Annotated in this window: 18 protein-coding genes, 1 tRNA gene and 1 pseudogene; 15 read left to right on the top strand and 5 right to left on the bottom strand. The window is 55.9% G+C overall.

Annotated elements, in window-relative coordinates:
• Nucleotides 1–15 precede the first annotated feature (15 nt).
• The 3 genes from U0L91_RS09870 (at nt 16) to U0L91_RS09860 (ending at nt 2,815) form a co-directional block, all read left to right on the top strand.
• Nucleotides 16–1,260: a nucleotidyltransferase domain-containing protein gene (locus tag U0L91_RS09870; protein WP_330046542.1), complete on the top strand. Its 1,245-nt coding sequence runs from the start codon at nt 16–18 to the stop codon at nt 1,258–1,260.
• 23 nt (nt 1,261–1,283) lie between these two features.
• Nucleotides 1,284–2,348, top strand: a complete 1,065-nt coding sequence (locus U0L91_RS09865; protein ID WP_330046540.1) for an LCP family protein — start codon at nt 1,284–1,286, stop codon at nt 2,346–2,348.
• Nucleotides 2,349–2,738: 390 nt separating this feature from the next.
• A tRNA-Arg gene (locus U0L91_RS09860) sits at nt 2,739–2,815 on the top strand.
• Between the two features lie 217 nt (nt 2,816–3,032).
• Here the strand turns inward: U0L91_RS09860 and U0L91_RS09855 are convergent.
• A complete protein-coding gene (locus U0L91_RS09855; RefSeq protein WP_330046538.1) occupies nt 3,033–3,512 on the bottom strand; it encodes an SLOG family protein in 480 nt (159 codons plus the stop codon).
• A 103-nt stretch (nt 3,513–3,615) separates the two neighbouring features.
• On the opposite strand from U0L91_RS09855, the gene U0L91_RS09850 reads away from it, so the two are divergent.
• Complete coding sequence (locus tag U0L91_RS09850; RefSeq protein WP_193501203.1) at nt 3,616–3,813, top strand: ribbon-helix-helix domain-containing protein; 198 nt, start codon at nt 3,616–3,618, stop codon at nt 3,811–3,813.
• 93 nt (nt 3,814–3,906) lie between these two features.
• On the opposite strand, the gene U0L91_RS09845 is transcribed toward U0L91_RS09850, so the two are convergent.
• The 3 genes from U0L91_RS09845 to U0L91_RS09835 all read right to left on the bottom strand — a co-directional run bounded on the left by U0L91_RS09845 (nt 3,907) and on the right by U0L91_RS09835 (nt 7,551).
• Nucleotides 3,907–5,082 carry a tyrosine-type recombinase/integrase gene (locus U0L91_RS09845; protein WP_330046536.1) on the bottom strand — a complete coding sequence of 392 codons (1,176 nt, stop codon included), beginning with the start codon at nt 5,080–5,082 and terminating at the stop codon, nt 3,907–3,909.
• Between the two features lie 221 nt (nt 5,083–5,303).
• A complete protein-coding gene (locus U0L91_RS09840; protein ID WP_330046535.1) occupies nt 5,304–6,476 on the bottom strand; it encodes a tyrosine-type recombinase/integrase in 1,173 nt (390 codons plus the stop codon).
• A 16-nt stretch (nt 6,477–6,492) separates the two neighbouring features.
• Nucleotides 6,493–7,551 (bottom strand): AAA family ATPase, encoded by a 1,059-nt coding sequence (locus tag U0L91_RS09835; RefSeq protein WP_330046533.1) that lies wholly within the window; start codon nt 7,549–7,551, stop codon nt 6,493–6,495.
• Between the two features lie 1,388 nt (nt 7,552–8,939).
• On the opposite strand from U0L91_RS09835, the gene U0L91_RS09830 reads away from it, so the two are divergent.
• On the top strand, nt 8,940–9,179 hold the full coding sequence (locus tag U0L91_RS09830; protein ID WP_330046531.1) for a hypothetical protein: 240 nt from the start codon (nt 8,940–8,942) through the stop codon (nt 9,177–9,179).
• Nucleotides 9,180–9,200: 21 nt separating this feature from the next.
• Nucleotides 9,201–9,458 (top strand): annotated as a pseudogene (locus tag U0L91_RS09825) (DUF188 domain-containing protein); the annotation flags it as partial.
• A gap of 56 nt (nt 9,459–9,514) precedes the next feature.
• On the opposite strand, the gene U0L91_RS09820 reads toward U0L91_RS09825, so the two are convergent.
• The gene (locus tag U0L91_RS09820; RefSeq protein WP_330046529.1) at nt 9,515–10,705 is read right to left on the bottom strand and encodes an IS256 family transposase; all 1,191 of its coding nucleotides are present in this window, start codon (nt 10,703–10,705) and stop codon (nt 9,515–9,517) included.
• Nucleotides 10,706–11,070: 365 nt separating this feature from the next.
• On the opposite strand from U0L91_RS09820, the gene U0L91_RS09815 reads away from it, so the two are divergent.
• From U0L91_RS09815 to U0L91_RS09775, 9 genes are all read left to right on the top strand, one after another.
• Nucleotides 11,071–11,649: a lysophospholipid acyltransferase family protein gene (locus U0L91_RS09815; RefSeq protein ID WP_330046527.1), complete on the top strand. Its 579-nt coding sequence runs from the start codon at nt 11,071–11,073 to the stop codon at nt 11,647–11,649.
• Nucleotides 11,650–11,993: 344 nt separating this feature from the next.
• Nucleotides 11,994–12,149: a hypothetical protein gene (locus U0L91_RS09810; protein WP_330046525.1), complete on the top strand. Its 156-nt coding sequence runs from the start codon at nt 11,994–11,996 to the stop codon at nt 12,147–12,149.
• A gap of 109 nt (nt 12,150–12,258) precedes the next feature.
• Complete coding sequence (locus U0L91_RS09805) at nt 12,259–12,627, top strand: hypothetical protein (protein WP_330046522.1); 369 nt, start codon at nt 12,259–12,261, stop codon at nt 12,625–12,627.
• A gap of 79 nt (nt 12,628–12,706) precedes the next feature.
• Entirely contained in the window at nt 12,707–13,030 is a 324-nt protein-coding gene (locus U0L91_RS09800; protein ID WP_330046520.1) for a hypothetical protein, read from the top strand.
• 125 nt (nt 13,031–13,155) lie between these two features.
• On the top strand, nt 13,156–14,106 hold the full coding sequence (locus tag U0L91_RS09795; RefSeq protein WP_330046517.1) for a hypothetical protein: 951 nt from the start codon (nt 13,156–13,158) through the stop codon (nt 14,104–14,106).
• Between the two features lie 658 nt (nt 14,107–14,764).
• Nucleotides 14,765–16,267 carry a TIGR02677 family protein gene (locus tag U0L91_RS09790; protein WP_330046515.1) on the top strand — a complete coding sequence of 501 codons (1,503 nt, stop codon included), beginning with the start codon at nt 14,765–14,767 and terminating at the stop codon, nt 16,265–16,267.
• On the top strand, nt 16,260–17,381 hold the full coding sequence (locus U0L91_RS09785; RefSeq protein ID WP_330046513.1) for a TIGR02678 family protein: 1,122 nt from the start codon (nt 16,260–16,262) through the stop codon (nt 17,379–17,381). The genes U0L91_RS09790 and U0L91_RS09785 overlap by 8 nt, the downstream gene beginning before the upstream one ends.
• Nucleotides 17,382–17,393: 12 nt before the next feature.
• Nucleotides 17,394–21,425, top strand: coding sequence for a TIGR02680 family protein (locus U0L91_RS09780; RefSeq protein ID WP_330046511.1), 4,032 nt, complete (start codon nt 17,394–17,396; stop codon nt 21,423–21,425).
• Nucleotides 21,422–22,696, top strand: a complete 1,275-nt coding sequence (locus U0L91_RS09775) for a TIGR02679 family protein (RefSeq protein ID WP_330046509.1) — start codon at nt 21,422–21,424, stop codon at nt 22,694–22,696. The genes U0L91_RS09780 and U0L91_RS09775 overlap by 4 nt, the downstream gene beginning before the upstream one ends.
• The last annotated feature ends 510 nt before the right edge of the window (nt 22,697–23,206 follow it).

The raw sequence follows: 23,206 nt of genomic DNA, 5'->3' as shown, positions 1-23,206 counted from the left end.
GGAAAGGATTTTCCCATGGATACAATCGACCAGGCGTTCCTGCAGGCTCTGCGCGCCGCCCTGCGCGGCCGCGCCGTCAGTTGGGAACAGCCCCGCAGCGCCGAGGAGTGGATGCGGCTGCTGCGTCTGGCATCGGTCCACAACGTGCTGCCTCTTGTCTTTGAGGCCATCTATCCCTGCCCGGCCTTTGCCTCGCTGCCCGAGGCGCTGGCCCGCCGCTGCAAGACCGAGGTCCTGCACACCGTCGCCCGCCAGATGGCCCACACCGAACAGTTCCTGCACCTCTACCGCACCCTGTCGGACGCCGGGCTGGAACCCGCCGTCGTCAAGGGACTGGTCTGCCGCCGCCTCTACGCCCATCCCGACAGCCGCCCCTCCAGCGACGAGGATCTCCTCGTGCCGCCCGGCCGTTTCCGGGACTGCCACGACCTGCTGATCCGCAGCGGCCTGCGCATCATGAACCCCCAGGTGGATCTCGACACCGCCTTTGAGGTCTCCTACCTCGACCCCGCGACCGGCCTCTATCTCGAGGTGCACAAGACCCTCTTCGAGCCCGGCTCGGACGCCGTCGGCGACTTCAACGCGATGTTCGAGGGCGCCTGGCAGCGCACCGGTTTCTGTACGGTCTCGGGGGTCCGGGTGCGCACGCTGGGCGCCCATGACCATGAGCTCTACCTGCTGCTCCACGCCTTCAAGCACTTCATCCACAGCGGCGTAGGCATCCGCCAGATCTGTGACTGCCTGCTCTGGGCCGAGGACTGCGGCGACCGCATCGACTGGGACCGCCTGCTCGGACAGTGCCGCACCCTCCATGCCGATGCCTTCGCGGCGGCAATGCTGCGCATCGCGGCCGAGCACCTCGGCTTCGATCCCGCCGCCGCCCGCCTGACCCCCGCCTGGAACAACAACCCCGTCGATGCCGGCCCGCTGCTCGCCGATGTCCTGTCGGGCGGCGTCTACGGCGCCGCGGACGGCGACCGGCTGCACAGCAGCACGATCACCCTCAACGCCGTCGAGGCCGACAAGACCGGCGGCCATGCCTCGCTGCTCCAGACCATCCTGCCCTCCCGCGCCAAGCTGGTGGGCCGCTATCCGGTGCTGCGCCGCTGGCCCGTGCTGCTGCCCGCCGTCTGGGCCGACCGCCTGATCCGCTACCGCCGCGAACTGCACGACCGCCGCAGCGAACAGGGCGCGTCCCGCAGCGTTCATATCGGCCGGCAGCGCAAGGAACTGCTGCGCCTGTACAAGATCATCCGCTGACCTACCCGGAGGAACCTCTTGCTATGAAAAAGTCATCCGCTTCGTTCAAAACCTACTGGAAAACCCACAAGGTCCAGCGCGTCCTGCTCATCATCCTGCTCGTCGTGCTGCTGCTCTTCCTCGCCGCGTTCGGCTTCTACCGCTCCAAGCTGGCCCTGCTCAATTACAGCGACGGTGTCTCCCACGGCGACACCATCGACGAGTCGGACAGCGAGACCCTGGCCGAATCCGACGCCATGAAGGAGAGCACCGCCGGCCTCGAGGAAAAGGATGCCGTCGAGGCCACCGGCGACATCATGAGCGATGAGAACGTCATCAACATCCTGCTCATCGGCACCGACGAGCGCACCACCGACGGCTTCAGCGACAACGCCCGCGGCGACTCCTGCCTGCTGCTCTCGCTGGACAAGCGCAACAACGCCGTCAAGCTCGTCAGCTTTGAGCGCGGCATGGGCATGCCGATCCTGGACGGCGAGTACGAGGGTCAGTATGACTGGCTCACCCATACCTTCCGCTACGGCGGCGCCGCCCTCATGATGAAGGAAATCACCGAGTGCTTCAAGGTCAAGGTGGACCGGTATATCCGCGTCAACTTCGGCACCTTCATCAAGGGCATCGACGCGGTCGGCGGCGTCGACATCGACCTGACCCAGGAGGAAGTCACCTACTTCAACACCGGCAACCACGAAAACTTCCATGTGGGCGTCAACCACCTCGACGGCGAGCAGGCCCTCGGCTACGCCCGCCTGCGTGAGATCGATTCCGACTGGTCCCGCATCCAGCGCCAGCGCCGGGTCATCCAGGCCGCCTGGGACCGCGTCGCCGACCTCAGCGTGCTGCAGCTCAACACGCTGCTGGACCAGATCTTCCCGATGGTCCAGACCAACCTCACCGACTCCGAGATCACCACGCTGCTCCTGCTCGCGCCCTCCCTGCGCGGCGCCACCGCCGAGCAGCTCACCATCCCCGAAGCCCATACCTACGGCAGCATGACCGGCATGGGCGGCCGCAGTATGTTCGCCGTGGATTTTGAACTCAACTCCCAGGCTCTCCAGGAATTCGTCTACGGCACCACCAACGATAACTGACCCTGATCCTGCTGCCCGGCCCTGCAAGTAGCGGAGAATGACACTTTTTGCCGGCCGACGCGGCGGTTCTGTTCCGCCCCGACACGCCAAGGCCCTTTAGCCGATCCCTTGGCTGGTGTGCTCGCCCTGCCCCGGCATGCCCCGGCCTTTGCCCGCACCCCCGTTCGCCCCAATACCCCTCGCACCGCCAGGAAGCACGCCTCTGCCCCTTTTGCCGGCCCCGCCCGGCGCGGTAGTTCTGTGCGCTGACCGGTGTGCCTGGCCCGTCCTGGCGCATGCCCCGGCACAGAAATTTGCACAACGCCGCCCAAACCCCTTGCATTTTGCCCCGCAGATGTGGTAATATAGAGAAGGTCGCCGGAACCATCCGGCTCCGGCGATCCTGTATGTGCGGTCGTAGCTCAGCTGGATAGAGCGTTGGACTCCGACTCCAAAGGCCAGAGGTTCGAATCCCCCCGGCCGCACCAAAAAGGTCGCTGTATTGCAGTACAGCGACCTTTTTTATTTTGTCACGGCTCAGTGCTTGTCAATCCATTTTTTGACTATGTACGCGGTAACATCGGCCATGACAGACACGAAAAAACTGATAAGATAGCTCATGGAATCTCCTTTCCGTGCTGGTTTTGTACATTGGGCAGCACGAGAGCTATTTTATCAGTTTTTGTTTTTATGGGAAGATTGTTTTCATCTTTCTGCCAGATTCCATATCTGCAATCCCTGCTTCTCCGCATATCGCAGCGTATACGCCGTACCACCGGTAGTTCTCGTGCAGTAACCGATGCAGTAGGCCGAGCCGTCCACCAGATGCCGGTCGCGGGCCAGAAAGGCCTCACGGCTGGGGGCATCGCAGCAGTAGACCACCTTATCGACCCGGGATTCGATCCGCGCAGCGCGGGCCTGCTGGGCCGCTGTCCAGCGGCTTTGGTAGCCGCGGAACGGAAGCACCAGAATCACCCGGATTTGCGGATACTGCCGTCGCAGATCCAGCAATTTTTCCGCGACCAGCGTATCAAACCCCAGCGCACCGCCTACCCCGAAATAACGGACACCCCGCTCCAGCAGAGGAATCAGATGTTCTTGTACCCGCTGCCAGATGGCTTCCTCCTCCCCGGCAGGCAGATGGCGGTGGCCGGTAAAACAGCAAGTTTGTGCGCGTTTGTCCATGGAGACCCTCCTTGATTACGTTGTGTATTACATATTTGTAGTATATAAATAATACATCAATGTGCGCCATAATAACTACAACAAAATGCTCGGGAGGTACACGATGGCGCAGGAGGATAAATTTATTGTGCCGCAGCGCAAACCCGCGGTAGGAAAGTCCACGGTAGTATCGGTGCGGCTGCCCGACACCATGCTGGCGAAGCTGGAGGATGTAGCGTCCAAAACAGGCCGTTCCCGCAATGAGCTTGTGCAGATGTGCATCGACTATGCGCTGGCCCGGCTGGAGATTACCGAAGAATAAAAAAACAGGCAGTTGCCCTCGGAATGAAGGCAACTGCCTGATTTATTTTCGTGATACGAACACTGTGAAACGCGGTGCAAACAATATTTCTTGTCACAACCCCATCACCTTCCCCAGCTTTTCCTGTGCCTCTCGCTTGGTTTTGTCAAAGGAGTGGGCATAGATATCCAGTGTGGTACTGGGCTGGGAATGGCCAAGCAGTCCTGCAACGGTGCGGACATCCACGCCCTGGGCAATGAGCAGGCTGGCGTTGGTATGGCGCAGGCTGTGGACAGATAAGTTTTGAGGCAACCCGTTTTCCTTGAGGATTTTCTTGAAACGGAAGGTAAAGGTCGTGGGCACCATGGGATCGCCGCCCGGCTGCCGGAAGAGGTAATCTTCCTCCGTCAGGGTCTGCCCTTCTGCCTGTTCCATCTGCCATGCACATTCTTGCTTCCACGCTTTCAACAGCTTGCACATCTCTTTACTGATGTACACCCTCCGGTTGCCGCTTGTGGTTTTCGGCTCCTTGGTAAAGATCTTTTGTCCGCTGAGTTTGACTACCGTCCGCTGCACATGGATGGTCCGGTGCCTCCAGTCAATGTCAGACCAGCGTAATCCGCAGGCTTCGCCGCGGCGCATCCCTGTGGCCAGTACCAGTTTGAAGTACACTTCATATTTCATGCTTTGTGTTTCCAGAGCGGCGATCAGCTTCTGCACCGTTTCCTCGTCGGCCACCGGGCGCTCTTTGCGCACGCCTTTAGGTTTGTACACCCGCCAGGCTGGGTTATGGGTCAGGTAGCCTTCATCCACGGCACCGGACAAGATGCTGCACAGTGTGTTGTGCAGTCCCTCCACGGACCGTTCCGATAGCGGCTGTCCATCCGTCAGTTTAGGCTCTGAGCGCATGGCTTCGTAGAAGGCACGGATGGTTTCCTTGCGCAGGTCGGTCAGTTTGTAATGCCCCAGTGCTGGCAGGATGCGCCGGATATCCTGTTGGTCACGGGAATAGGTACTGGCTGCCAGCTTGCCTGGGGCGATATCCCGCAGCCAGTGTTCGGTATACGCTGCCAGCGTCATGGCATGGTTCACGGGTTGTGGGTCATGCCGTACTTCTCGTTCGAACAGAACTGCCTGTTCGTTCAGCCATTTTTTGCACTGGCCGGGCGTGAGATCTTTCGGTGGATGTACTGTTTTCTGTGCGGCTTTCAGCCGGTTCCCTTCGTAATCGTAGCCGCGGGATACTACGATGAGATAACTGTTTTGTCCTCGTTTTCGGATGCTTGCCATTTTGACCACTCCTTTGTATGTATTGACACAAAGGATACCAACCTCTGCGATACAAAGCTATCACCAAACCCAACGAAGAACGGCCACGATACTTGTGCAAACCGGGCAAAACACCAAAAGTTTGCAAACATAACTAATAGTGAGGATTCCCCCAAAAGGGAAAATCCTCACTGTGGGTGTGCCGGACAAACAAAAACCCCGGGCGCATTGCCCGGGGAATGTTAGTCCTGCAAAGTGTCGTAGTATTCTTCCTCTGCCGGTGCCAGCAGAGAATCAAACAACCCGGCAGCCTCCTCTTTGCAGATATCCTGCGGATGGCAGTAGGTTCGTTCCAGAAAGGCGGTATCTGCGTGTCCCAGCAGGTCGGCTGCTACCTGCTTGCTGGTGCCATGTTCCAGCAGATAGGTGGCGAAGAAATGCCGCATGGTGTGCAGGTGGTATTCCTCGGGAAAACCGTTCCGGTCATACAGATGCCGCAGGTGACGGCTGAAGCTGTCAGGATGAACCGCCTTCCCCTTACGCTGGAAAATCAAACCGTTCCAGTCAGCTCCGTTGTTTTCCAGGGCCTGCTCAGTGAACAGCTCTCCCAGATCGTCGAAGACGATCTGCGGCATGACCACGATGCGGGTGCGGTGGTTCTTGGTGTCACTTTCCAGTACGCCCTGCCCTACCACAGTGCTGCGGGAATGTTGGATCTTCACCTGATTCCCGCCGTGCAGATCACACCACCGAAGGGCACACAGCTCACCGCGGCGCAGACCGGTGGAGAGGGCCATCAGATAGAATACACGATAGAGCAGCGGCTCCTGCAGAAGGCACTGCAGGAGCTTTCGCATCTCCCATTGTTGGGGAATGCGCTGCTGAGGTTTTTCCACCCGTACTTTTTCAACCCGATGGGCAGGATTATAGAGCAGGATGTCATTTTTCGCTGCGTCCTGCAGCACAGCAGAAACGGCATCCAGATATTTATGTACGGTGTTTTCGCTCAGAGGTTTACCGCCCCGCCCTGGCCTCTTGCGCAGTTCTTCTGCAAATTCCTCCAGGACCATAGGCCGGATCTTGCAAAGCGGCAAACCTCCAATATAAGGGTACGCCACCTCTAACATTTTTCGATAACCAGCCAGAGTACTGGCTTTGTATCGCTTGGCCACCCGGTCCAGCCAATGCTCCGCATAGGTTTCAAACTTGGTGTTTTCACTTTCGTCGATGCCGGTGCGGAAGCGTTTTTTCAATCGCTCCGCTTCGGCGTACACATATTGTTGGATGCTCCGCTTGGGGATGTCTTTGGGCACGTCGATGGTGCGCGCCTGCATCCGTTTTTTCCCTGTCGTGGTGTATCCATTACAAACTGTAATTTTATATTTTCTTTCTCCGCGTTGTTGAATATAGGCCATGTACATCCCTCCTGCATTATGACGCCTGTGACGACAGTGACGGTGATGACGGTTGTGACGGCACATCCCGTGCCTGGCCCCCACTGTCACAACCGTCATTGCCGTCACCCGTGTCACTTTCTGTCAGGCAAAGAGACAGAAACCGTTTGTGGTTGCTGCGCTTTGTGTCCAGCAAAATTCCCTGCGCCGCCAAGGCGTCCTTGTGGCTTTGCAAATACCGGGAAAGCTGGGCCGGACCCCATAAGGAGCCCTGTTGTCCCAGCTTTTCCACCAACTCTGTGGCAGACCCGAGAAACTCGCCAGAGGCAAGCAGCTGCCGGATAGCCGGCAAGAGGTACATCAGCTGCAGCTCATCCGGCGAGCAGCTGCGGCTCCAGCAGCAGTCGGAGAATTCCAGCGTCAGTTCCCGATCTTCGATATCCCGCCCGGTGGCCGTCAGCAGGGCCGTTCCCTCCTGGCGCTTCTGGCGGATGAGAATGATGGTGCCGTCGGCGGCCCCGGTCAGACCATTGGTGCCGGACAACCGGTTGAAAGGGTCCTCGTCCGGCATTTTGCGCAGGTGGTGAATGACCAGCAGACAGACGTTGCAGCGGTCGGCCAGTTCTTTCAGTGCGGCTGCATCCTGATAGTCGTTGCCGTAGGATGCGTTGGCACCGGCAACCATCCGTACCTTTTGCAGCGTGTCAATAATGACCAGCCGGATGCCCAGGTGCTCGGCCAGCATCCGGTCCAGCTGCTGCTCCAGCCCCTGCCCGATCATGGGTGCATGGCCGCAAAGGTGCAGACCGGCGGGCGCTTCCTCGGTCAGGCGTAAAGCGCGGGCGTGCAGCCGCCGCGGCCCGTCCTCCAAGGCCAGATAGAGTACCTCACTTTTCCGGGTGTGAAATCCAAGAAAAGGGTCGCCGCGGCATATTGCCAGACAGAGCTGCAGCGCCAACCAGCTTTTGCCCACTTTGGGCGAACCGCCCAGGAAGTACAAGCCGGGTGCCAGCAGCCCTTCCACCAGCCAGGAGATGGGTTCCATAGGCCGTGCGTAGAGTTCCTGGAGGGTATAGGTTTTGAGTTCGTTTGACATAGACATTTCCTTTCTTGAAAAACAAAAAAAGCACCCGGTGCCCTCGACATTTCTGTCAAAGGCACCGGGTGCTTTGTAGGTATGATAGAGTAAAAAAGGGGTACACTTTCCCCCTGTGTCTTTTGAAAAGTTATAAAAAATACAGCGCAACGCGCTTTTATAAAAACCACTTGCACAGGCAAGTTCTATATTTAATAAAAGAAAAGTATCAGTCCTGTTTGCCGCTCGCCCCCGGACTGGAGGAACACAACCGGCAGGGCGCCATCGCCCGTTCGCCTGCAGTCGTTGGAGGTCTAAGGATTGCAACCTGAAACGTGCAGCCCCATCTGACGTGTGGGGAAACCTGCGTATCATTGTCACCACTCGAAAGGTCCTGGCGGAGAAATCCCGGTGGCTGATGGGATTTCCCTTGGATCGTTGTGGAATCGCTCCGGCCATAGCGGCCATCCTGGCGCCAACATCTCTCGCTCTCTTTCCGTGGAACGTACCGATCGTGCTGAATATTCAATTTTCAAGGTCCAGAAAGTACTTTTTACTATACACGCCAAATATGAAATTTTCTTTGTTGGTTGTCACTCATTTTTTAAGAGTAGCTTGCAAGCCCGCGGCAGCGCAACGGGGTTTGGGGAGAGCCCCCAAAATTTGCGTTTGGATATCCAAACGCTATGCTAGCAAAACCGTCTGCCAGCAGGTTGGGGGCCTTTGGGCCCCTTTTCCTTCCCAGTCGGTGGGAAAAAGCCGGTGAGAAAGTGAATCATGCTATGATTCACTTTCCTGGGCTTTCCCTCGTCATGTGAAAAAAGTGAATCATGCTATGATTCACTTTTTCTGAAAAGCAGCTGTCCTTGTGAATCTTATTAAGATTCACACCTGCCTGGTTCAATCAGACAGTGAATCTTAATAAGATTCACTGCCCCCTTGTTTATCAGCTTAATGCGCAAATAGGAAATAAACCTTACGATTTAAACAAGGATTCATAAAGAATTTACAGATGGCATGACAAACACTCTGTTTTGCAGCCACCCATAATCAGCCTATCAGCTAAATATGCCATATCCTGGCATATTTAAAAAATGTTCTCAGAAAATTCATAATAGAAAAGCTGCTTTGCTGGGAGCATAACAGAAAAACCTAACAACTTTTGTTACATTAAAAAAAGTTTTTTTGCATTATCTCCTTTTGCGCTACCATCATAGCAGGCAAACCTCGCAACTTTTGCGATATTTATCTCATTTTTTTGAAAAAAGGAGGAAAAGAAAGATAAAACTGCTACAATACAAACAAAAAGCCGCCGATCAACGGCGGCATAGACTTGCGATACCCATTATAGGACTTGCGGTATGGTACAATGTATCTATAAAAACCAGAGGATTAGGAGGCAAGCAACCATGAAAGACTGGGATTTCGGCTATTTTGGCAAGGGAATTGATGGGTACGTACATTATACACAGGCATTCAATCGCAATTTTCCACAAAGCTCCAAGCAGTCCGAAGCAAAACGGGCGGAACAGAAGCCGCACAATGTGCCTCCCAAGGAAGAGGGGGACTTGCTGCAGAGCCTGGCCGAACTGGGAGGGCTGTTCATGATCATTGTGATCCTTCTTGGCATATTGTCGCTCCTAAAGTAACGGATCAGAAAGGAAATCAGGATGCCAACGATTTTGATTGACGCAGACGGCTGCCCGGTGGTGGACCTGACGGTGCGAATTGGCCGGGTCCATGGTGTGCCGGTGAAAATCCTCTGTGATACGGCCCATCGCATCGAGCGGGAGGGTGCTGAGACGCTGGTCTTTGACAAGGGAGCTGACAGCGTGGATTTTGCCCTGGTCAACCGGGTGCAGCCGGGAGATATTGTCATCACCCAAGACTATGGGCTTGCCAGTATGTGCCTGGCCCGGCGGGCCAGAGGGTAGTGTCAACATTCTTTCGCAAATTTAGTTTGCAGTCTCTGGAATAAATGAAGTCAGCCAGCAATAGAGGCATCCTCAAGAGCCGCCTCCAAGTGCTTCATGTTCATGTACTTCTTGTTGCCCCACTGGGTACCTGCCACATGGCGCAGTCGGGCGCAGACCAGTATGAGAGCGGAATTACCGTCCGGGAAACTGCCAACCACACGGGTGCGGCGGCGGATCTCCCGGTTCAGGCGTTCAATGACATTGTTGGTGCGGATACGGGTCCAGTGTTCGCTAGGAAAATCGCAGTAGGTCAGCGTTTCTTCAATGCCGTCCTCCACCTTCTTGGCTGCTTCTTTCAGCTTCATGGAGCGTAGTTCCCCTACCACGGCTTTGGCTTTCTCGCGGGCAGCTTTCTTGCTCTCTTGGGCGTGGATCGCTTTGAGCATCTTTGCTACTAGCTTTGCTTTGGAACGCGGTGTAACAGCAAACACATTCCGGTAAAAGTGGACTGTACACCGTTGGTATTTAGTCTCAGGGAACACTTCGCCCACGGCTTCTAACATGCCAAGGCACTTGTCGCCAACCACTAGTTTGACACCATCCAGACCACGGCCTCGGAGCCACTGAAAGAAATTGACCCAACTGGCCTTGTCTTCTTTCATACCCTCAGCTGCGCCAAGAACTTCGCGGTAGCCATCCTCGTTGACCGCAATGGCTACCAGAATGGCTACATTTTCAAACTCTCCACCCCAGTTACGGCGCAGATAGATTCCATCCACATAGACATACGGATACCGTCCTCCTTGCAAAGGGCGGTTCCGCCAATCCTCAATGTGGACATACGCTTTCTTGTTCAGCTCACTAATGGTGGATGGCGACACCTTGCTACCCCACAGGGCCTCGGTAATATCCTCCACGCGCCGGACGGATACGCCTGCCAGATACATCTCAATGAGAGCTTCTTCTACACTGCTCTCCCGACGGCGATACCGCTCAATGATGGCGGTCTCAAAAGAGATGCCCTTGAGCTTGGGCACCTTGAGTGTGACGTCTCCGGAAGTGGTGGTGAGATTACGGTTGTAGTGGCCGCTGCGGTAGCCTTGGCGATGCTCATTGCGCTCATACCGGGCAGCTTGGGTCAGCTTGTTGGCCTCTGCCTCCAGTAGTTCGTTGAGTGTCTCCTCTACACTGCCTCGTACGAGTTCTTTGAGCTGACCCTTGATAACTTCCTCGTTTAGCTGTACAATCTTTTCAGGCATGGTTTGCTATCTCCTTTCGAATGTTTGTGTCGCAACTTCATTCTACCAGAGATCTGCAAACCATGTCTCTTTTTATTTACTTTTCATTTTGCGAAACTTATTCTACCTTATCTAAACAATCAGTCCTGCCGAAAATCCATTCCGAAATTGCGGCCTCCGCTTCTCTCGCAAGAGACTCCTGTTCGGAATTTATCACATCAGACATATCAACCGAATTTTCTACCATCCCTTCGGGGTTATTGGACTCAATAAAACTATGAACCGCATTTGCGTACTCTATCACGTCCGGTTCCAAGCCTGCAGATTCCATATCTTTTATTTGCACATATATCCTGTAAACCTTTCGTTGATTTTGGAGGTGTAGTTTGAATCGTTTAGCGTTAATGGTACTGAAAAACCTGGTACATATCCCAGCAGCATACGGCAAATTGTGCAACTATGCAAAACATACAGACCGGTATTCCGAACAAGAAAAATGGACCCATATTCAATATATTTTCAAGTTAGCAGTGCAGGCTGGAAATGTAGATTTGAAAGTGTACGGGCAAGAAAATATTCCGAAAGAAAACGGCTTTTTAATGTATGGCAATCATCAAGGTATGTTTGACATTGTAGCTTTTGTGGCTTCCTGCGATACTCCAATGGGAGCTGTTTTCAAAAAAGAACTCACGAATATTCCGCTCATAAAGCAAATTGCAATCTGCACTAAATCTTTTGCAATGGATCGCTCAAATGTCCGGCAATCTATGAAGGTGATTCAAGCGGTCACAAATGAGGTCTGTCAGAATAGAAATTATATTATTTTTCCAGAGGGGACCAGAAGTAAACGAGGAAATCAAATGCAATTACGTTTCTCGATGCTGCTTGCGCATACTCGCTCGCAACAGCGGCAGCGATCAATTTATCTGTGTTCATACGTCGTTCTCCTTTCTTGTGCTGCTTAAAGCATAACAGCTTAGTCTGAGGAAAGGAACGACACAAACCATCGGATGTGTTGAGTTCAAAAAATCCAAATTAATATTTCATAAATATTCTTCAAGCACTTTTCAAACAAAGCTTCTGTAATATTACAATCGTTGGTACAGCGTACCGGCAGAGCTTTTTCAATGATTTATAGAAGAGGCAGGCGTAAGACAATTCCATGACTTGGTTTTATGAAAGGCGGTTGGCTTAAATGAAAAAAAGAAATATTGCTTTAGCAGCGCTTCTTGTACTTGGCAGTGCTGTACTGGCGGCATCTATGGTGCTGGTTGTGGTCCCTCAGATGAAATCTGGTACGGCCACGGATATGTCAGAGAGAACCCAGGTCATCCAGAAGGAAATCCAGCAGCGGATTGACGGGTACAAGGTTGACGATGTGGAGCAGGACTCCATCGTGGAGGAAAGTCTGGATCAGACGAGGGAGATTGTAGAGGAAGCCCAGGAAATCGCCGGTCTGAAGTAATGGTGAGGGTTTAATATTTCAGAAACAAAACTCAAATCTTTCACAAATATCTGTTTCGTAAAATAGAGACATCAAAACAAACAACGACTGTTATGGGAGGTAATCATCCATGAAAAAGAAAGACTTCGTTACTCTGATTATGAGTACAATCGGCGGTATCCTGTTCGCACTGGGAATGTGCATGGCACTTTTGCCGGAGTGGGGTGTGCTGAATCAGGGCATTGTCATCGGTGCGGTTGGCGCAGTTATCCTGCTGGCTATGCTGCTTGTGCGGCGCAAGATGGACGGTAAGCCCGCCATCGTTTTCAATGCAAGAGCCATCGGCATCACCCTGTTGGGTGTGGTAGGAGCTATTGTTCTGGGTGTCGGTATGTGCATGACGATGATCTGGAACATGATGATCCCCGGCATCATCGTGGGTATCGTGGGCATCGTGCTGCTGCTGTGCCTGATCCCTGTGGTCAAAGGTCTGGAATAAAACCAAACACGCAGGCGGACCAAAGTGGTATCGCCTGCGTGTTTGGTTTTGTGCCGATGGAGAAGAAAAAGGTGTAAAAGTGGATAAGACAGGTACTGGATTAGATGATCTTTTTATAGAAAAATATCTTGCAAAAAGCGGTGAATCCATCGAGGAGGCTAAAGAGAGACTGGAAAAGCAGAGAACGCTCTGCTTGGAAAAGGAACAAGCAGAAAAGGCGAAGAAAACACGCAAAAGTCAGGTGGCTTGCGATCCTATTTTCAAGTCCTCAGAGTATATTGGCCAAGCCTCATTTCTTGATGATCAATTTGTAGCGCACTATTTGGTCCGGGATGGTGAATCTGTGGAGGATGCTAAGAAAAGGTTGAGAAGTACGCATTCGGATAAGCTTTCACCCGATTAACAAATCTCAAACATTACTCTAACAGTACAACAACACGAATCGCTTATCATACCAATGATTCTATCATTATACTGGCAAAAGACTAAAAAGTCTTTTTCGAATTTTAGGGTACAGGTTGAAAGCGTATGCGTTTTAAGAACAAACAATCACCGGAGAAAAAAGAGAATACAATTCGGGATAAAATATGCCGGTTTAGGCCGCCGCTTATTTTGTCCTGCCTTGGTGCATTGATTTTCTGCACGGCTTCTTTGGTAGCTGTTTCTACACAGCGGGAAAAAACAGTTCCCGCACCCATTTTGTATAGTATCTATGTCTTGGCAGCCATATTTTTATTTGCGGCTATCTGGGCAGTCGTGTTGTTGTTTAAGAATGATTCACCGTTTCAGGCAGCCTCTGGTATAGCGCATCGGCATATACTTCTTTCTAAGCTGTTGGACGATGATACATTCAGGATCGTCTCCGTGGGATATGGGTCTTTGGTGTTCAACAGCGTATTGGCCGCATCCAAGATCGTGGCCGGATGGTGGTTTTCTTCCAAGTGGCTTATGGTATTGGCCGGATATTATCTGGTTCTATGCGTGACAAAATTCCTGATTCTGCGCAATGCTCGCGCTGAAACTGCACAATTCCATGGACAATCGCAATTTATAAAAGAATGGAAAGCATATAGATTATGCGGGGGCCTTCTTGTTGTACTATCCTTTGCTTTGCAGGGCGTAGCAATCATGATCGTCAAAGAAGGGAACGGTTTTCGTTATCATGGCTATCTGATTTTTGTCGTAGCCCTTTATGATTTTTATTGCCTCATCACATCGGTTGTGTATCTGGTGAGAAAAAGGAAAGTCCATTCCCCGGCAATTATGGCCATTAAGTATATCAGTCTTGCGACATCTCTTGTATCCATGCTCTCCCTTCAAACCGCAATGTTTGCTTCATTTGACCAAGAAATGACGCTGGAAAACCAGCAATTGATGAATCTGTTGACTGGCACAGCGGTTTGTGGCATTCTGGCGGTTTTAGGAGTTGCTATGGTAATGGTGGCCAACAAGAGATTAAAGAACAGCCACACTCCTTGAATGCATAACAGGGATTTATATTGGATTACAAATCCAGACGCTTGACGCAGAGATATCCTTTCTCACTGGAAGGTAACAATCGAAATGTCTTTCGTACATAACAAAAAACCTTGCCCCTTTACACTCCCTCCACAGCCCTGAGCTGCCGTGGATAAGAAGCAAAAAAGAAGCAAGGTTCCTCGTGGATTCTGGCTGAAGTTATGAAACCTTTTGCCTGAATGATTGTGAAATGTACGGTTCTGTGTTGTTATTGCCTCCGGAAAACGCTCAAACCGAAGGAGCCAAAACACAGTCGCCGCACCGGAGAAAGTTCAGCAAGCGAGCTTTGTGACGTGAAAACGGAAAATTCCAGATTCTACAAAATGTAAAAAAGTATGGGGGACGAAATAGACGATGATCCATATAAGCCACCGGAACCCTTAAATCGTTCGTCCCTGAACGGGGATAAATCTATGAAGAAACCTCCCCAGTGCTTTCCCACCTCTGCTGATGAAAACCACCTCCCATATTGCACAATTCCCCCGGGATTGTTTTAGGAATATCGACAAAGTTCATGGGGGATTTTGTCGAAATCCTTTTTATCGGATAGGACCTCTGGTACACTGGTTATAACTACCAGAAGAAGAGCCCTCGCTGCCATGGAAGGGGGAATGATCCGATGCAATTTCACGCCATTACACTGAACAGTGTGCCCGAAGCCAGCTATCTCACGGCGGAGAACGCCTGGCGGTACCGGGCCATCATGCGCACCTTCTACCTGGAATCCCAAAAGGCCCATATCCGGCTGAACAAGACGGAACTGCTGGCGCTGCTGCGGGCGGACACTCATTTTGCGGAGTACACGGCGGAACAACTGGAGCAGGATCTGAACGCGCTGTGCAGTTGGCGGAATCTGGTGCCGATCCAGGACCCCCACCGTCCCACCAGCATCGCCGAATACAAAAACAAGCAGTTCAGCTATTCCATGTCCCAGACGGCCACCGAGATCGAGCGGATGACCATTTCCCTGGAAAATCTCGATCTGCGCACGGCGATCCTCTCCTCCCAGCTGTTCGAGCGGATTCTGGACACGCTGGAACGGATGACGGAGCGGCCCGGGGCGGATGCCCGCGCGCTGAACCAGCTGTGGGATCAGCTGCAAGGGGACTTCCGCCAGCTGACCAACCGGTATCAGGACTATCTGCGGGATTTCTATTCCTCCCATGCCAGGCATATTTTGCAGACCACCGAATTTTTGCCCTACAAGGACAAGGTGGTGCGGTATCTGCAGGAATTTGTGCTGGAACTGCAGCGTTATGCCGAGAAAATCCGCCGGATGCTGCTGGGCCTGCCGCCGGAGCAGGTGGAAACGATGCTGCAGCAGGTATATGCGACCCAGCTGCAGGAAGGAGAGGGCCGACTGATTCAGCGGTCCGAGGACTATCCCCGGCAGCTGCGGGAGGAAATTTACGGTTTCTGGCAGGGATTTTACCGCTGGTTTGTGCCCGGCGAGAGCGGGCAGAGCGACAGTGAGCATGTGCTGGAACTGGCCAACGACATCATCCAGCGGATCCTCATGAATGCCGAGCTCATCCTGCAGGCGCACAGCGGCGGTGCCAACCGGAAGGCGGAATACAAAAAATTCCTGGAGCTGTTTGCCGCCTGTCCCACCCTGGCCGATGCCCGGCGGCTTTCCGGCATGGTGTTCGGCGCCCAGCGGTCGGTGCATCTCACCGGCATCGAGCCGGAAGACCTCTACGAGACGGGCAGTTGCTATGACGGACAACCCTTTCTCTACCAGTTGCGCAACCGCCGGCGTCCCGGCCGTCCCCCGCGGGAGAAAAGTTTCTTTGAGGACAAAAGCCTGGAGAAAGCGGCCCAGAAGCAGGCTTACCTGCAACGAAAGGCGGCCCTGCAGGCCCGGTTGGAGCGGCTGATCCGGAAAGGCCGGTTGGATTTTTCCACACTGGAGGAAGTGGTCACGCCGGAAATCCGGATGAGCCTTTTGAATTGGGTGGTGAAAGCCAACGCCAACGTCAGCAAATCCGCCCGCACCGAATTCGGCCAGGCCTATCGTCTGACCTGCTTGCCGGGGCAGACCTGTGTGCTGCACTGTACCGACGGGGACCTGACCATGCCCGCCTACTGTCTGGAATTTGAGGAGGCGCCCGCCCATGGATGAATTTCGCGCACTGCTGGACCGGTTCTGGATCCGTCGGGAGGAGGACCGGGAACTCTTTTATCAGGTGCGCCGCAAACTGCCTGCCCTGCGCCGGGCGCTGCGGGAGCAATTCGGATGGGAAGTGATCTGTACCGAGCAGGTGATCCGCCTGGTGAAGGAACCGGCCCGGGCGCAGGAAGCCTTCGGAATCCCGGAATTCACCGAGGTGCAGGACTACTGTCTTTTGTGTGGGGTCCTGCTTTTGCTGGAGGACAAGGACGATGGCCAGCGCTTTTTGCTCTCGGAACTGACCCAAGCCGTGCTGGCCTACACAAAGCCCTGGCTGCCTGATCTTTCCTGGGAGCGGTACTCCTGCCGTACCTCGCTGGTGCGGGTGCTGCAATACGCCGAGGGTCTGGGCCTGCTGCGCAGCTTCGAGGGGGAAAGCGACGGCTTCGCCGCGCACCAGGACCAGGAAGTGCTCTATGAGAATACCGGGCTGTGCCGGTATTTCAGCGTACATTTCCATCGGGATATCACCGGGTATACCTCGGTGCGGGATTTTGAAAATCCGCCCGAGGACGGTCCCGATCAGGAGCGAGGCACCTTCCGCACCTGGCGCGTCTACCGGCAGCTGGCGCTGGCCCCGGCGGTCTACTGGGAGGACCCGGCCGACTCGATCTATGCCTATATCAAGAATCAGCGGGGCATCCTGCAGCGGAATCTGGACGAAACCATCGGCGGTAAACTGCAGATCTATCACAACGGCGCCTTCTTCCTGCCGGAGGATGGTGAGCCCTGCGGCAACTGCTTTCCCCGGGACCAGATGCGCAGCGATATTGTACTGCTGCTCTCCGAGCGGCTCAGCGAAAAAATCCAGTGTGGGGCATTTCCCCGGGACCCGGACGACCGGGTGCATCTGACACAGGAGGCCTTTTCCCGGGAATTGGAAGCCCTGCGGCAGGAATACAAGGACCAGTGGGGCAAAACGGTGGCCGAAAAGGACCTGGCGGCGCTGACCCAGGAGATTCTGGAGGAACTGTGCTACTGGGACTTTGCCGCCGTAGAGGGGGAAGTGGTGACCCTGCAGCCGGGCTTTGCCCTGTGGCAGGGGATCTATCCCCGGAAGCGATAAGGAGGGATAACCATGCAGGAACGCTGGCGGATGAACAAACTGGGATTTGTAAACTTCTGGCTCTACGACTGGGAGGAGTTCCCCTTCAGCGAGGGTCGCCTTTTGCTGCGGGGTGAGAACGGCGCGGGAAAATCCGTCACCACCCAGAGCTTTATTCCCTTTATGCTGGACGGCGATCTGCGTCCCTACCGGTTGGATTCCTTCGGCAGCAAGGACCGCAAAATGGCATATTACCTGCTGGGGGAGGAGAAGGAGGAGAGCACCGGCTATCTCTATCTGGAATTCATCAAGCCGGAAACAAGGCTCTACCGCACCCTGGTGGTGGGGCTGCGGGCCCGGCGCAGCAGCAGCGGGGTGGAATTCTGGGGATTCTGCCTGAGTGACGGCCGGCGCATCGGCACCGGGCCGGAGGACTTCGCTCTGTTTGAAACCAAGGGCTCCCAGCACATCTCCCTTACCAGGCAAGAGGTCCACAACCGGTTCGGCGACGGCGAAAACTGGGTGGAACGGGGCAGTGACTACAAACAGATGGTCAACCGCATGCTCTTCGGCTGTGCCGAGATGGAGCAGTATGACCGGTTGCTCCGCCTTTTGATCCAGCTGCGAAAACCCAAGCTGAGCAAGGACTTTTCCCCGCGGCTGGTGCAGGAGATTCTCAATGCCTCGCTGCAGCCGCTGAGCGAGGAAGACATCGCTCCCATGGTCAATTCCATGGAAAAGATGGACACCATCCAGCACCGGCTGGAAGCGCTGGGGCAGAGCTTGCAGGAGGCCCGCCAGCTGCGCAACGAGTATACCCGCTACAATCAATATATACTGGGGAAAAAAGGAAATCGTTATCTGGCGGCCCGTCAGTTTACCCAGCAGCGGCAGACCGAAGTAAAGAGCCTGGAAGATAAGGTCGCCCTGACGCAGCAGGCGCTGGAGGAGGCCCGGGCAGGCCACCAGGAGGCGGAACAGCAGGTGGGGGAGCTTTCCCGTCAGCTGGAAGTGCTGCGGGAGGGCAGTGACCTGGACAGCGCGGTGCTCCGCAAGGAAGAATGCCGCCGCCAGGTGGCGCAGCAGCAGGAGAACATCGACCGGGAGCAGCAGGAAGAACGCAGAAAGCAGGCGGCGCTGGATACCAAGGAGAGGGACCGCCGTCAGGCATCACGCCGCTGTGACGACGAGAGGGAAGGGCTGGAAGAGGCTTTCCAGGAACTGGGGGAGCAGAATGAGGAACTGCGTTATCCCGGCCACCCGGCTACCCTGCAGGCGGTGGATTTCCGGCAGGAACAGCCGGAGATCGCCCGTTTTGCTACCAAGCTGCGCAAGGCGGAGGAAGGGCTGCGCCGCCAGGAGGAAGCCCTGGGACGGCTGGACCGGTACCAGCAGGAGCGGGATACGGCCGCTCTGGCTCTGCGCCACACCCAAGCCGAGTGGGAAGAAGCCCAGCGCACGGTGGGTGCCATGCGGGATAAATTAAGCGAAGCCTTCGCGGCGCTGGAAGAACCGACCCGGGCCTTTTGCCTGCGGCATGAGGAAGTGATGGCGCTCTTTGCCCAGATCACCGCCTACGAAGGGCTGGCCCAGGAACAGGAGATGCAGAGGATTCTCAACGGAGCGCTGCAGCGGCTTTCCGCGCCGCTGGCCCAGGAATATGCCCTTCTGGACCGGCAGCAAAAGGACGGCCAGCAGCAGCTCAACGAGCTGGCCGCCCGCCGCAGGGAGCTGGAAAACCAAAAAGACCTGCCGCCGGCGCGCAGCGAGGCGGTGCAGGCCACCCGCGCCTATCTGCGGGAGCGCGGCATACCCCATGCCTCCTTTTACGAGCTGGTGGATTTTGCGCCGGATCTGCCGCCCCAGCGCCGTGACCTGCTGGAAGCACAGCTGGCGGATGCGGGGATCCTCGACGCGCTGGTGGTGCCGCCGGAAACACGGAAAGAGATGCCGGAACTGCTGGCCGAACATCCCGATCACTTCCTATGCCTGGAGGACCTGTCCCCGGCGGCCGCGCCGCTGCCCCTGCGGCCGGAAGCGGAGCTGCCCCCCTGGGCCGATATGGCCGGGATCCTCGCCTGCCTTTCGGAACAGCCGGCGGGCCATGCCTGGTTTGCCGCCGACGGCCGGTACCGCCAGGGGGTGCTGCAGGGGCGGAGCGTGGCCCTGCAGCCGGCCGGGTATATCGGGGCTTCGGCCCGGCGGGCCAACCGGGAACGGCAGATCCAGGCCCTTGCCCGGCAGATGGAAGAAAAGCAACAGGAACAGGAAGAGATCCGGGCGCGCCTGCACCAGAACGAGGCGGCCCGGCGGCAGCTTCAGCAGGCCTATGAATCCCGCCCCACCACTGCTGATCTGGCGATGGCACTGGACCTGGCAGCCAAACAGCGGGACGAGGTGGAACGCTCGGAACGGACCCTGGATGACTGCACACAGCAGGTCCAGCGGCAGCAGAAACAGCTTGCTGATCTGCGCGCGGAGATCCTGCCGCTGACCCGGGGGCTCCCCTATGAGCAGGATGCCGCTACCTATGAGCAGATGGAGGATCTGTGCGAGGAATACCGGGAACAGTACCGGACCATTTCGGAGGGCAAGGAAAAGCTGGAACGGTGTCAGAGCCGGGTGCAGGAACTGGAACAGCAGATGAATGACCTGAACGAGGACCTGCTGGCCTGCACCGACCGGGTCCGCCGCCAGCAGGCCGAACAGCGCAAGACAAAGGCCGCTCTGGAGGAGCTGGAGCGCTATCTGGCCCGGCCGGAAATCCAGGCCCTGGCCCAAAAGCTGGAAGAGCTGAACGGGGCGCTGGAGCGGGCAAAGAAACAATACCATGATACCGATACGCAGATGCAGCTGCGGCAGAACGATCTGGACCACCAGGGCCCCGAACTGACCTGGAAAAAGCAGGACCTGCAAAAGGCCATCGGGGAGGAGGAAGCGCTGCGCCGGATCTTTGAGGAAGAACTTTGCCGGGGCCCCGGTCAGCCGGGGCGCGGGGAGGAGCCTCTGTGGCAGCAGGCGGAAGCCGCCCGGGACCACATCCGCCAGAAGGACCGCAACCTGGGACCGGACGACTTGCGTACATCCTTAGAAAAAAATATGCATATGGCCAGTACGCTGAATACCTACCGCATGGGAATCCAGCCGCTGTTTGCCAGTGAGGAAGGGCGGCTGCGCAGCCGCGTCTGTATCGAACTCTACCTGGACGGCCAGCGGCTGGATCTGCTGGACTTTATCCGGCGGCTGGAAAACCAGCGGGAAGTGGAAGAACAGCTTCTCTCCCGGGAGGACCGCCGTCTGTTCGAGACAATCCTCAACCAGACGATCATCACCAAGCTGAGCCACCGCATCAACAACAGCCAGGAATGGACCCAGCGGATGAGCGGCATCATGGAACAGCTGAACACTTCCATGGGACTGCGGTTCAGCCTTGTGTGGAAGGGGAAGCCCGCCGACCAGCAAAAGGAACTGGACACGGGGGAACTGCTCAAGCTGCTGCGCAAGGACCCGGCCTTGATGGGGGATGCGGACAGGCAGAAGATCACCGATCATTTCCGCGCCAAAATCAATCGGGCGCGGGAGCGCTCCCAGATGGAAGCCACCCCGGCCACCTACTCGGAGCTGATGCGGGAGGCCCTGGATTTCCGGAACTGGTTCACCTTCCGCCTTTTCTACCAGAAGGGCGGTGTGGAAAAGCAGACCAAAAAGGAACTGACCGATTCCGCCTTCAACAGCTTCAGCGGAGGCGAGAAGGCCATGGCCATGTATGTGCCGCTGTTTGCGGCGTTGGCGGCCCAGTACATAGCAGCGGGCAAAGAGGCTCCGCGGCTGATGGCGCTGGATGAGGCCTTTGCCGGTGTGGACGAGACCAACATCGAGAGCATGTTTGCCCTGGTGCATGAGCTTGGGTTTGACTATATCATGAACTCCCAGGCACTGTGGGGATGCTACCCCGCGGTATCCTCGCTGAACATTGCAGAGCTGTGGCGCCCCCAGAATGCCCAAATCGTCACGGTGCTGCGCTATCACTGGGACGGTCATGTGCGAAGACTGGAGGAATCATGAAAGAATCATCCCTGCGGGACTATTTTGTTTCCACACCCGGTTGGCAGCGGCAGCTGGCCCAGCTGCGCAAAAGATGCCTGGCCGGCTATGCCGACGGTGTGATCCGGCTGCAGGATGCCACCCCGGAGGAATGCCGCGCCACCGAAGGACTTCTGGGCCGCCATTTTGTGCCGCCCCTACTGCGCTACAAGGTGTCGGATTTTGAAAAAGCCCTGCGGGACAGCCGATTTGCGGTGACCGACCTGGCGGAATTCTGGCAGCAGCTGGACGGGGCGCCGCTGCGCTCCCACGCACGGCAGAAAGCCGACCGCCAGGAGGAAGTGCACCGCTTTTTCGCCGCAGAGGCGGCTATGCCCCACGGCGAGGCGGCACGCAGCTGGCTGCAGGCTATGGAAGAAAAGAAAAGCCATGGCTTCGGGGTTCTGCAGGACCGCATCGGGCAGCCCGAGGCCGCCCGGTGGCTGCACTGGGTCTGCTGCACGCTGGACCGTCGGCAACAACACGCCGAGCCGGAGGAGCTGGCCCTCTGCAGTTATGCCGTCTCCACCGACCCCCACGCCCTGGACGGGAAAAATCCGGCGGGCAGCCTGCTGCTCCACGCCCTGGCGTTCTGGCAGGGGGTGCCGCTGCCCGCCCGCGCCCGCCAGCGTCTGGCGTTGCTGCGCCACTGCGGGTTGATGCAGGACGATATTTCGGATTTTACGGTGCAGCGCGGCCTGATCCTGACAGGGGCCGACGGCCGGGAGCATCCGGCCTGGGCACAATTGCGGCAGGCAGGCAAATTCTGCCTGCTCACTTCCTCCCAGCTGGCGGAGATAACCGGCGCAGCCAGCCCCACCGGCCGGGTGTATCTGCTGGAAAACCAAATGCTGTTTTCCTCTCTGTGCCGGCAAAGCCGGCTGCAGCACCCGCTGGTCTGCACCTCCGGCCAGTTGAAGGAGGCCTCCTGGCAGCTGTTGGACCTGCTGGCGCAAACCGATTGCCGGTTGTATTACGCCGGGGACTTTGACCCGGAGGGCCTTTCCATCGCCGACCGGCTATGGCAGGAATACGGGGAGCGGGTGCGTTTCTGGCACATGGAACCGCAGGATTACCGGCGGGCCATCTCGGAAAAGAAGATCGAGGGGGAAGGCCGCCTGCGCCAGCTGGAACAGATCGCCTGCCCGGCCCTGCGTCCCACCGCCCAGGCTGTCCTGGCGGAAAGGCGTGCCGGATACCAGGAGGCGCTGGCGGAGCAATATCTGGGCGATTTGCAAAATCCGGGAGAATGAACCCTTTTGGGAGTGCTTATTTAGCTGGATAAGTTGACTATCACAGGCGTTTTTATAAAATAATGAATGATGCAAACAGCGCGCTAAAACACGCGAAACGCGTTTGTTCTTGATTGATAACGCACGCGTGCGTTTTTGGCGCGTTCCATGTGTGTTATGCCTCCTGACCACCATCTGACCACTCCTTCTTCCCAGCCGGTTCCGTTTATTGTTTTTTACGTCCCAACATTCTTTTATAACCACTACAACCAGCGTCGGAAGTTGTGCACACTACACAATTTCCGGCGCTGTATCATGCTATTTTCCCGTCCGTCACAGTTCTCCGACCAGACTACTACGTCCAACTGGACTATGGACGACTGATCTGAGAACAACTGAGCTATGTGATGGTTTGAATTGTACGTTTTTACGAAAAAAACAAAATGGCGGCCGCGTTTTTGAAATGTGTTTTTGATGCTTGGATTCTTCACGGTGCAGTTCTTCCTAAAATTCTGACTTCAAAGGACAGAG

It is taken from the genome of Gemmiger sp., assembly GCF_036306485.1.
Taxonomy (GTDB): domain Bacteria; phylum Bacillota; class Clostridia; order Oscillospirales; family Ruminococcaceae; genus Gemmiger.
The sequence above is the reverse complement of the archived record's forward strand: the minus strand, read 5'-3'. Positions and strand labels throughout refer to the sequence as shown.

What these genes read in the sequence shown, in the direction of transcription:
- U0L91_RS09780 (WP_330046511.1), top strand. Translation starts at nt 17,394, where the DNA reads ATGCAGGAACGCTGGCGGATGAACAAACTGGGATTTGTAAACTTCTGG.
- U0L91_RS09855 (WP_330046538.1), bottom strand. Translation starts at nt 3,512, where the DNA reads ATGGACAAACGCGCACAAACTTGCTGTTTTACCGGCCACCGCCATCTG.
- U0L91_RS09805 (WP_330046522.1), top strand. Translation starts at nt 12,259, where the DNA reads ATGAAAAAGAAAGACTTCGTTACTCTGATTATGAGTACAATCGGCGGT.
- U0L91_RS09820 (WP_330046529.1), bottom strand. Translation starts at nt 10,705, where the DNA reads ATGCCTGAAAAGATTGTACAGCTAAACGAGGAAGTTATCAAGGGTCAG.
- U0L91_RS09850 (WP_193501203.1), top strand. Translation starts at nt 3,616, where the DNA reads ATGGCGCAGGAGGATAAATTTATTGTGCCGCAGCGCAAACCCGCGGTA.
- U0L91_RS09785 (WP_330046513.1), top strand. Translation starts at nt 16,260, where the DNA reads ATGGATGAATTTCGCGCACTGCTGGACCGGTTCTGGATCCGTCGGGAG.
- U0L91_RS09795 (WP_330046517.1), top strand. Translation starts at nt 13,156, where the DNA reads ATGCGTTTTAAGAACAAACAATCACCGGAGAAAAAAGAGAATACAATT.
- U0L91_RS09870 (WP_330046542.1), top strand. Translation starts at nt 16, where the DNA reads ATGGATACAATCGACCAGGCGTTCCTGCAGGCTCTGCGCGCCGCCCTG.
- U0L91_RS09835 (WP_330046533.1), bottom strand. Translation starts at nt 7,551, where the DNA reads ATGTCAAACGAACTCAAAACCTATACCCTCCAGGAACTCTACGCACGG.
- U0L91_RS09790 (WP_330046515.1), top strand. Translation starts at nt 14,765, where the DNA reads ATGCAATTTCACGCCATTACACTGAACAGTGTGCCCGAAGCCAGCTAT.
- U0L91_RS09830 (WP_330046531.1), top strand. Translation starts at nt 8,940, where the DNA reads ATGAAAGACTGGGATTTCGGCTATTTTGGCAAGGGAATTGATGGGTAC.
- U0L91_RS09865 (WP_330046540.1), top strand. Translation starts at nt 1,284, where the DNA reads ATGAAAAAGTCATCCGCTTCGTTCAAAACCTACTGGAAAACCCACAAG.
- U0L91_RS09840 (WP_330046535.1), bottom strand. Translation starts at nt 6,476, where the DNA reads ATGGCCTATATTCAACAACGCGGAGAAAGAAAATATAAAATTACAGTT.
- U0L91_RS09845 (WP_330046536.1), bottom strand. Translation starts at nt 5,082, where the DNA reads ATGGCAAGCATCCGAAAACGAGGACAAAACAGTTATCTCATCGTAGTA.
- U0L91_RS09810 (WP_330046525.1), top strand. Translation starts at nt 11,994, where the DNA reads ATGTCAGAGAGAACCCAGGTCATCCAGAAGGAAATCCAGCAGCGGATT.
- U0L91_RS09775 (WP_330046509.1), top strand. Translation starts at nt 21,422, where the DNA reads ATGAAAGAATCATCCCTGCGGGACTATTTTGTTTCCACACCCGGTTGG.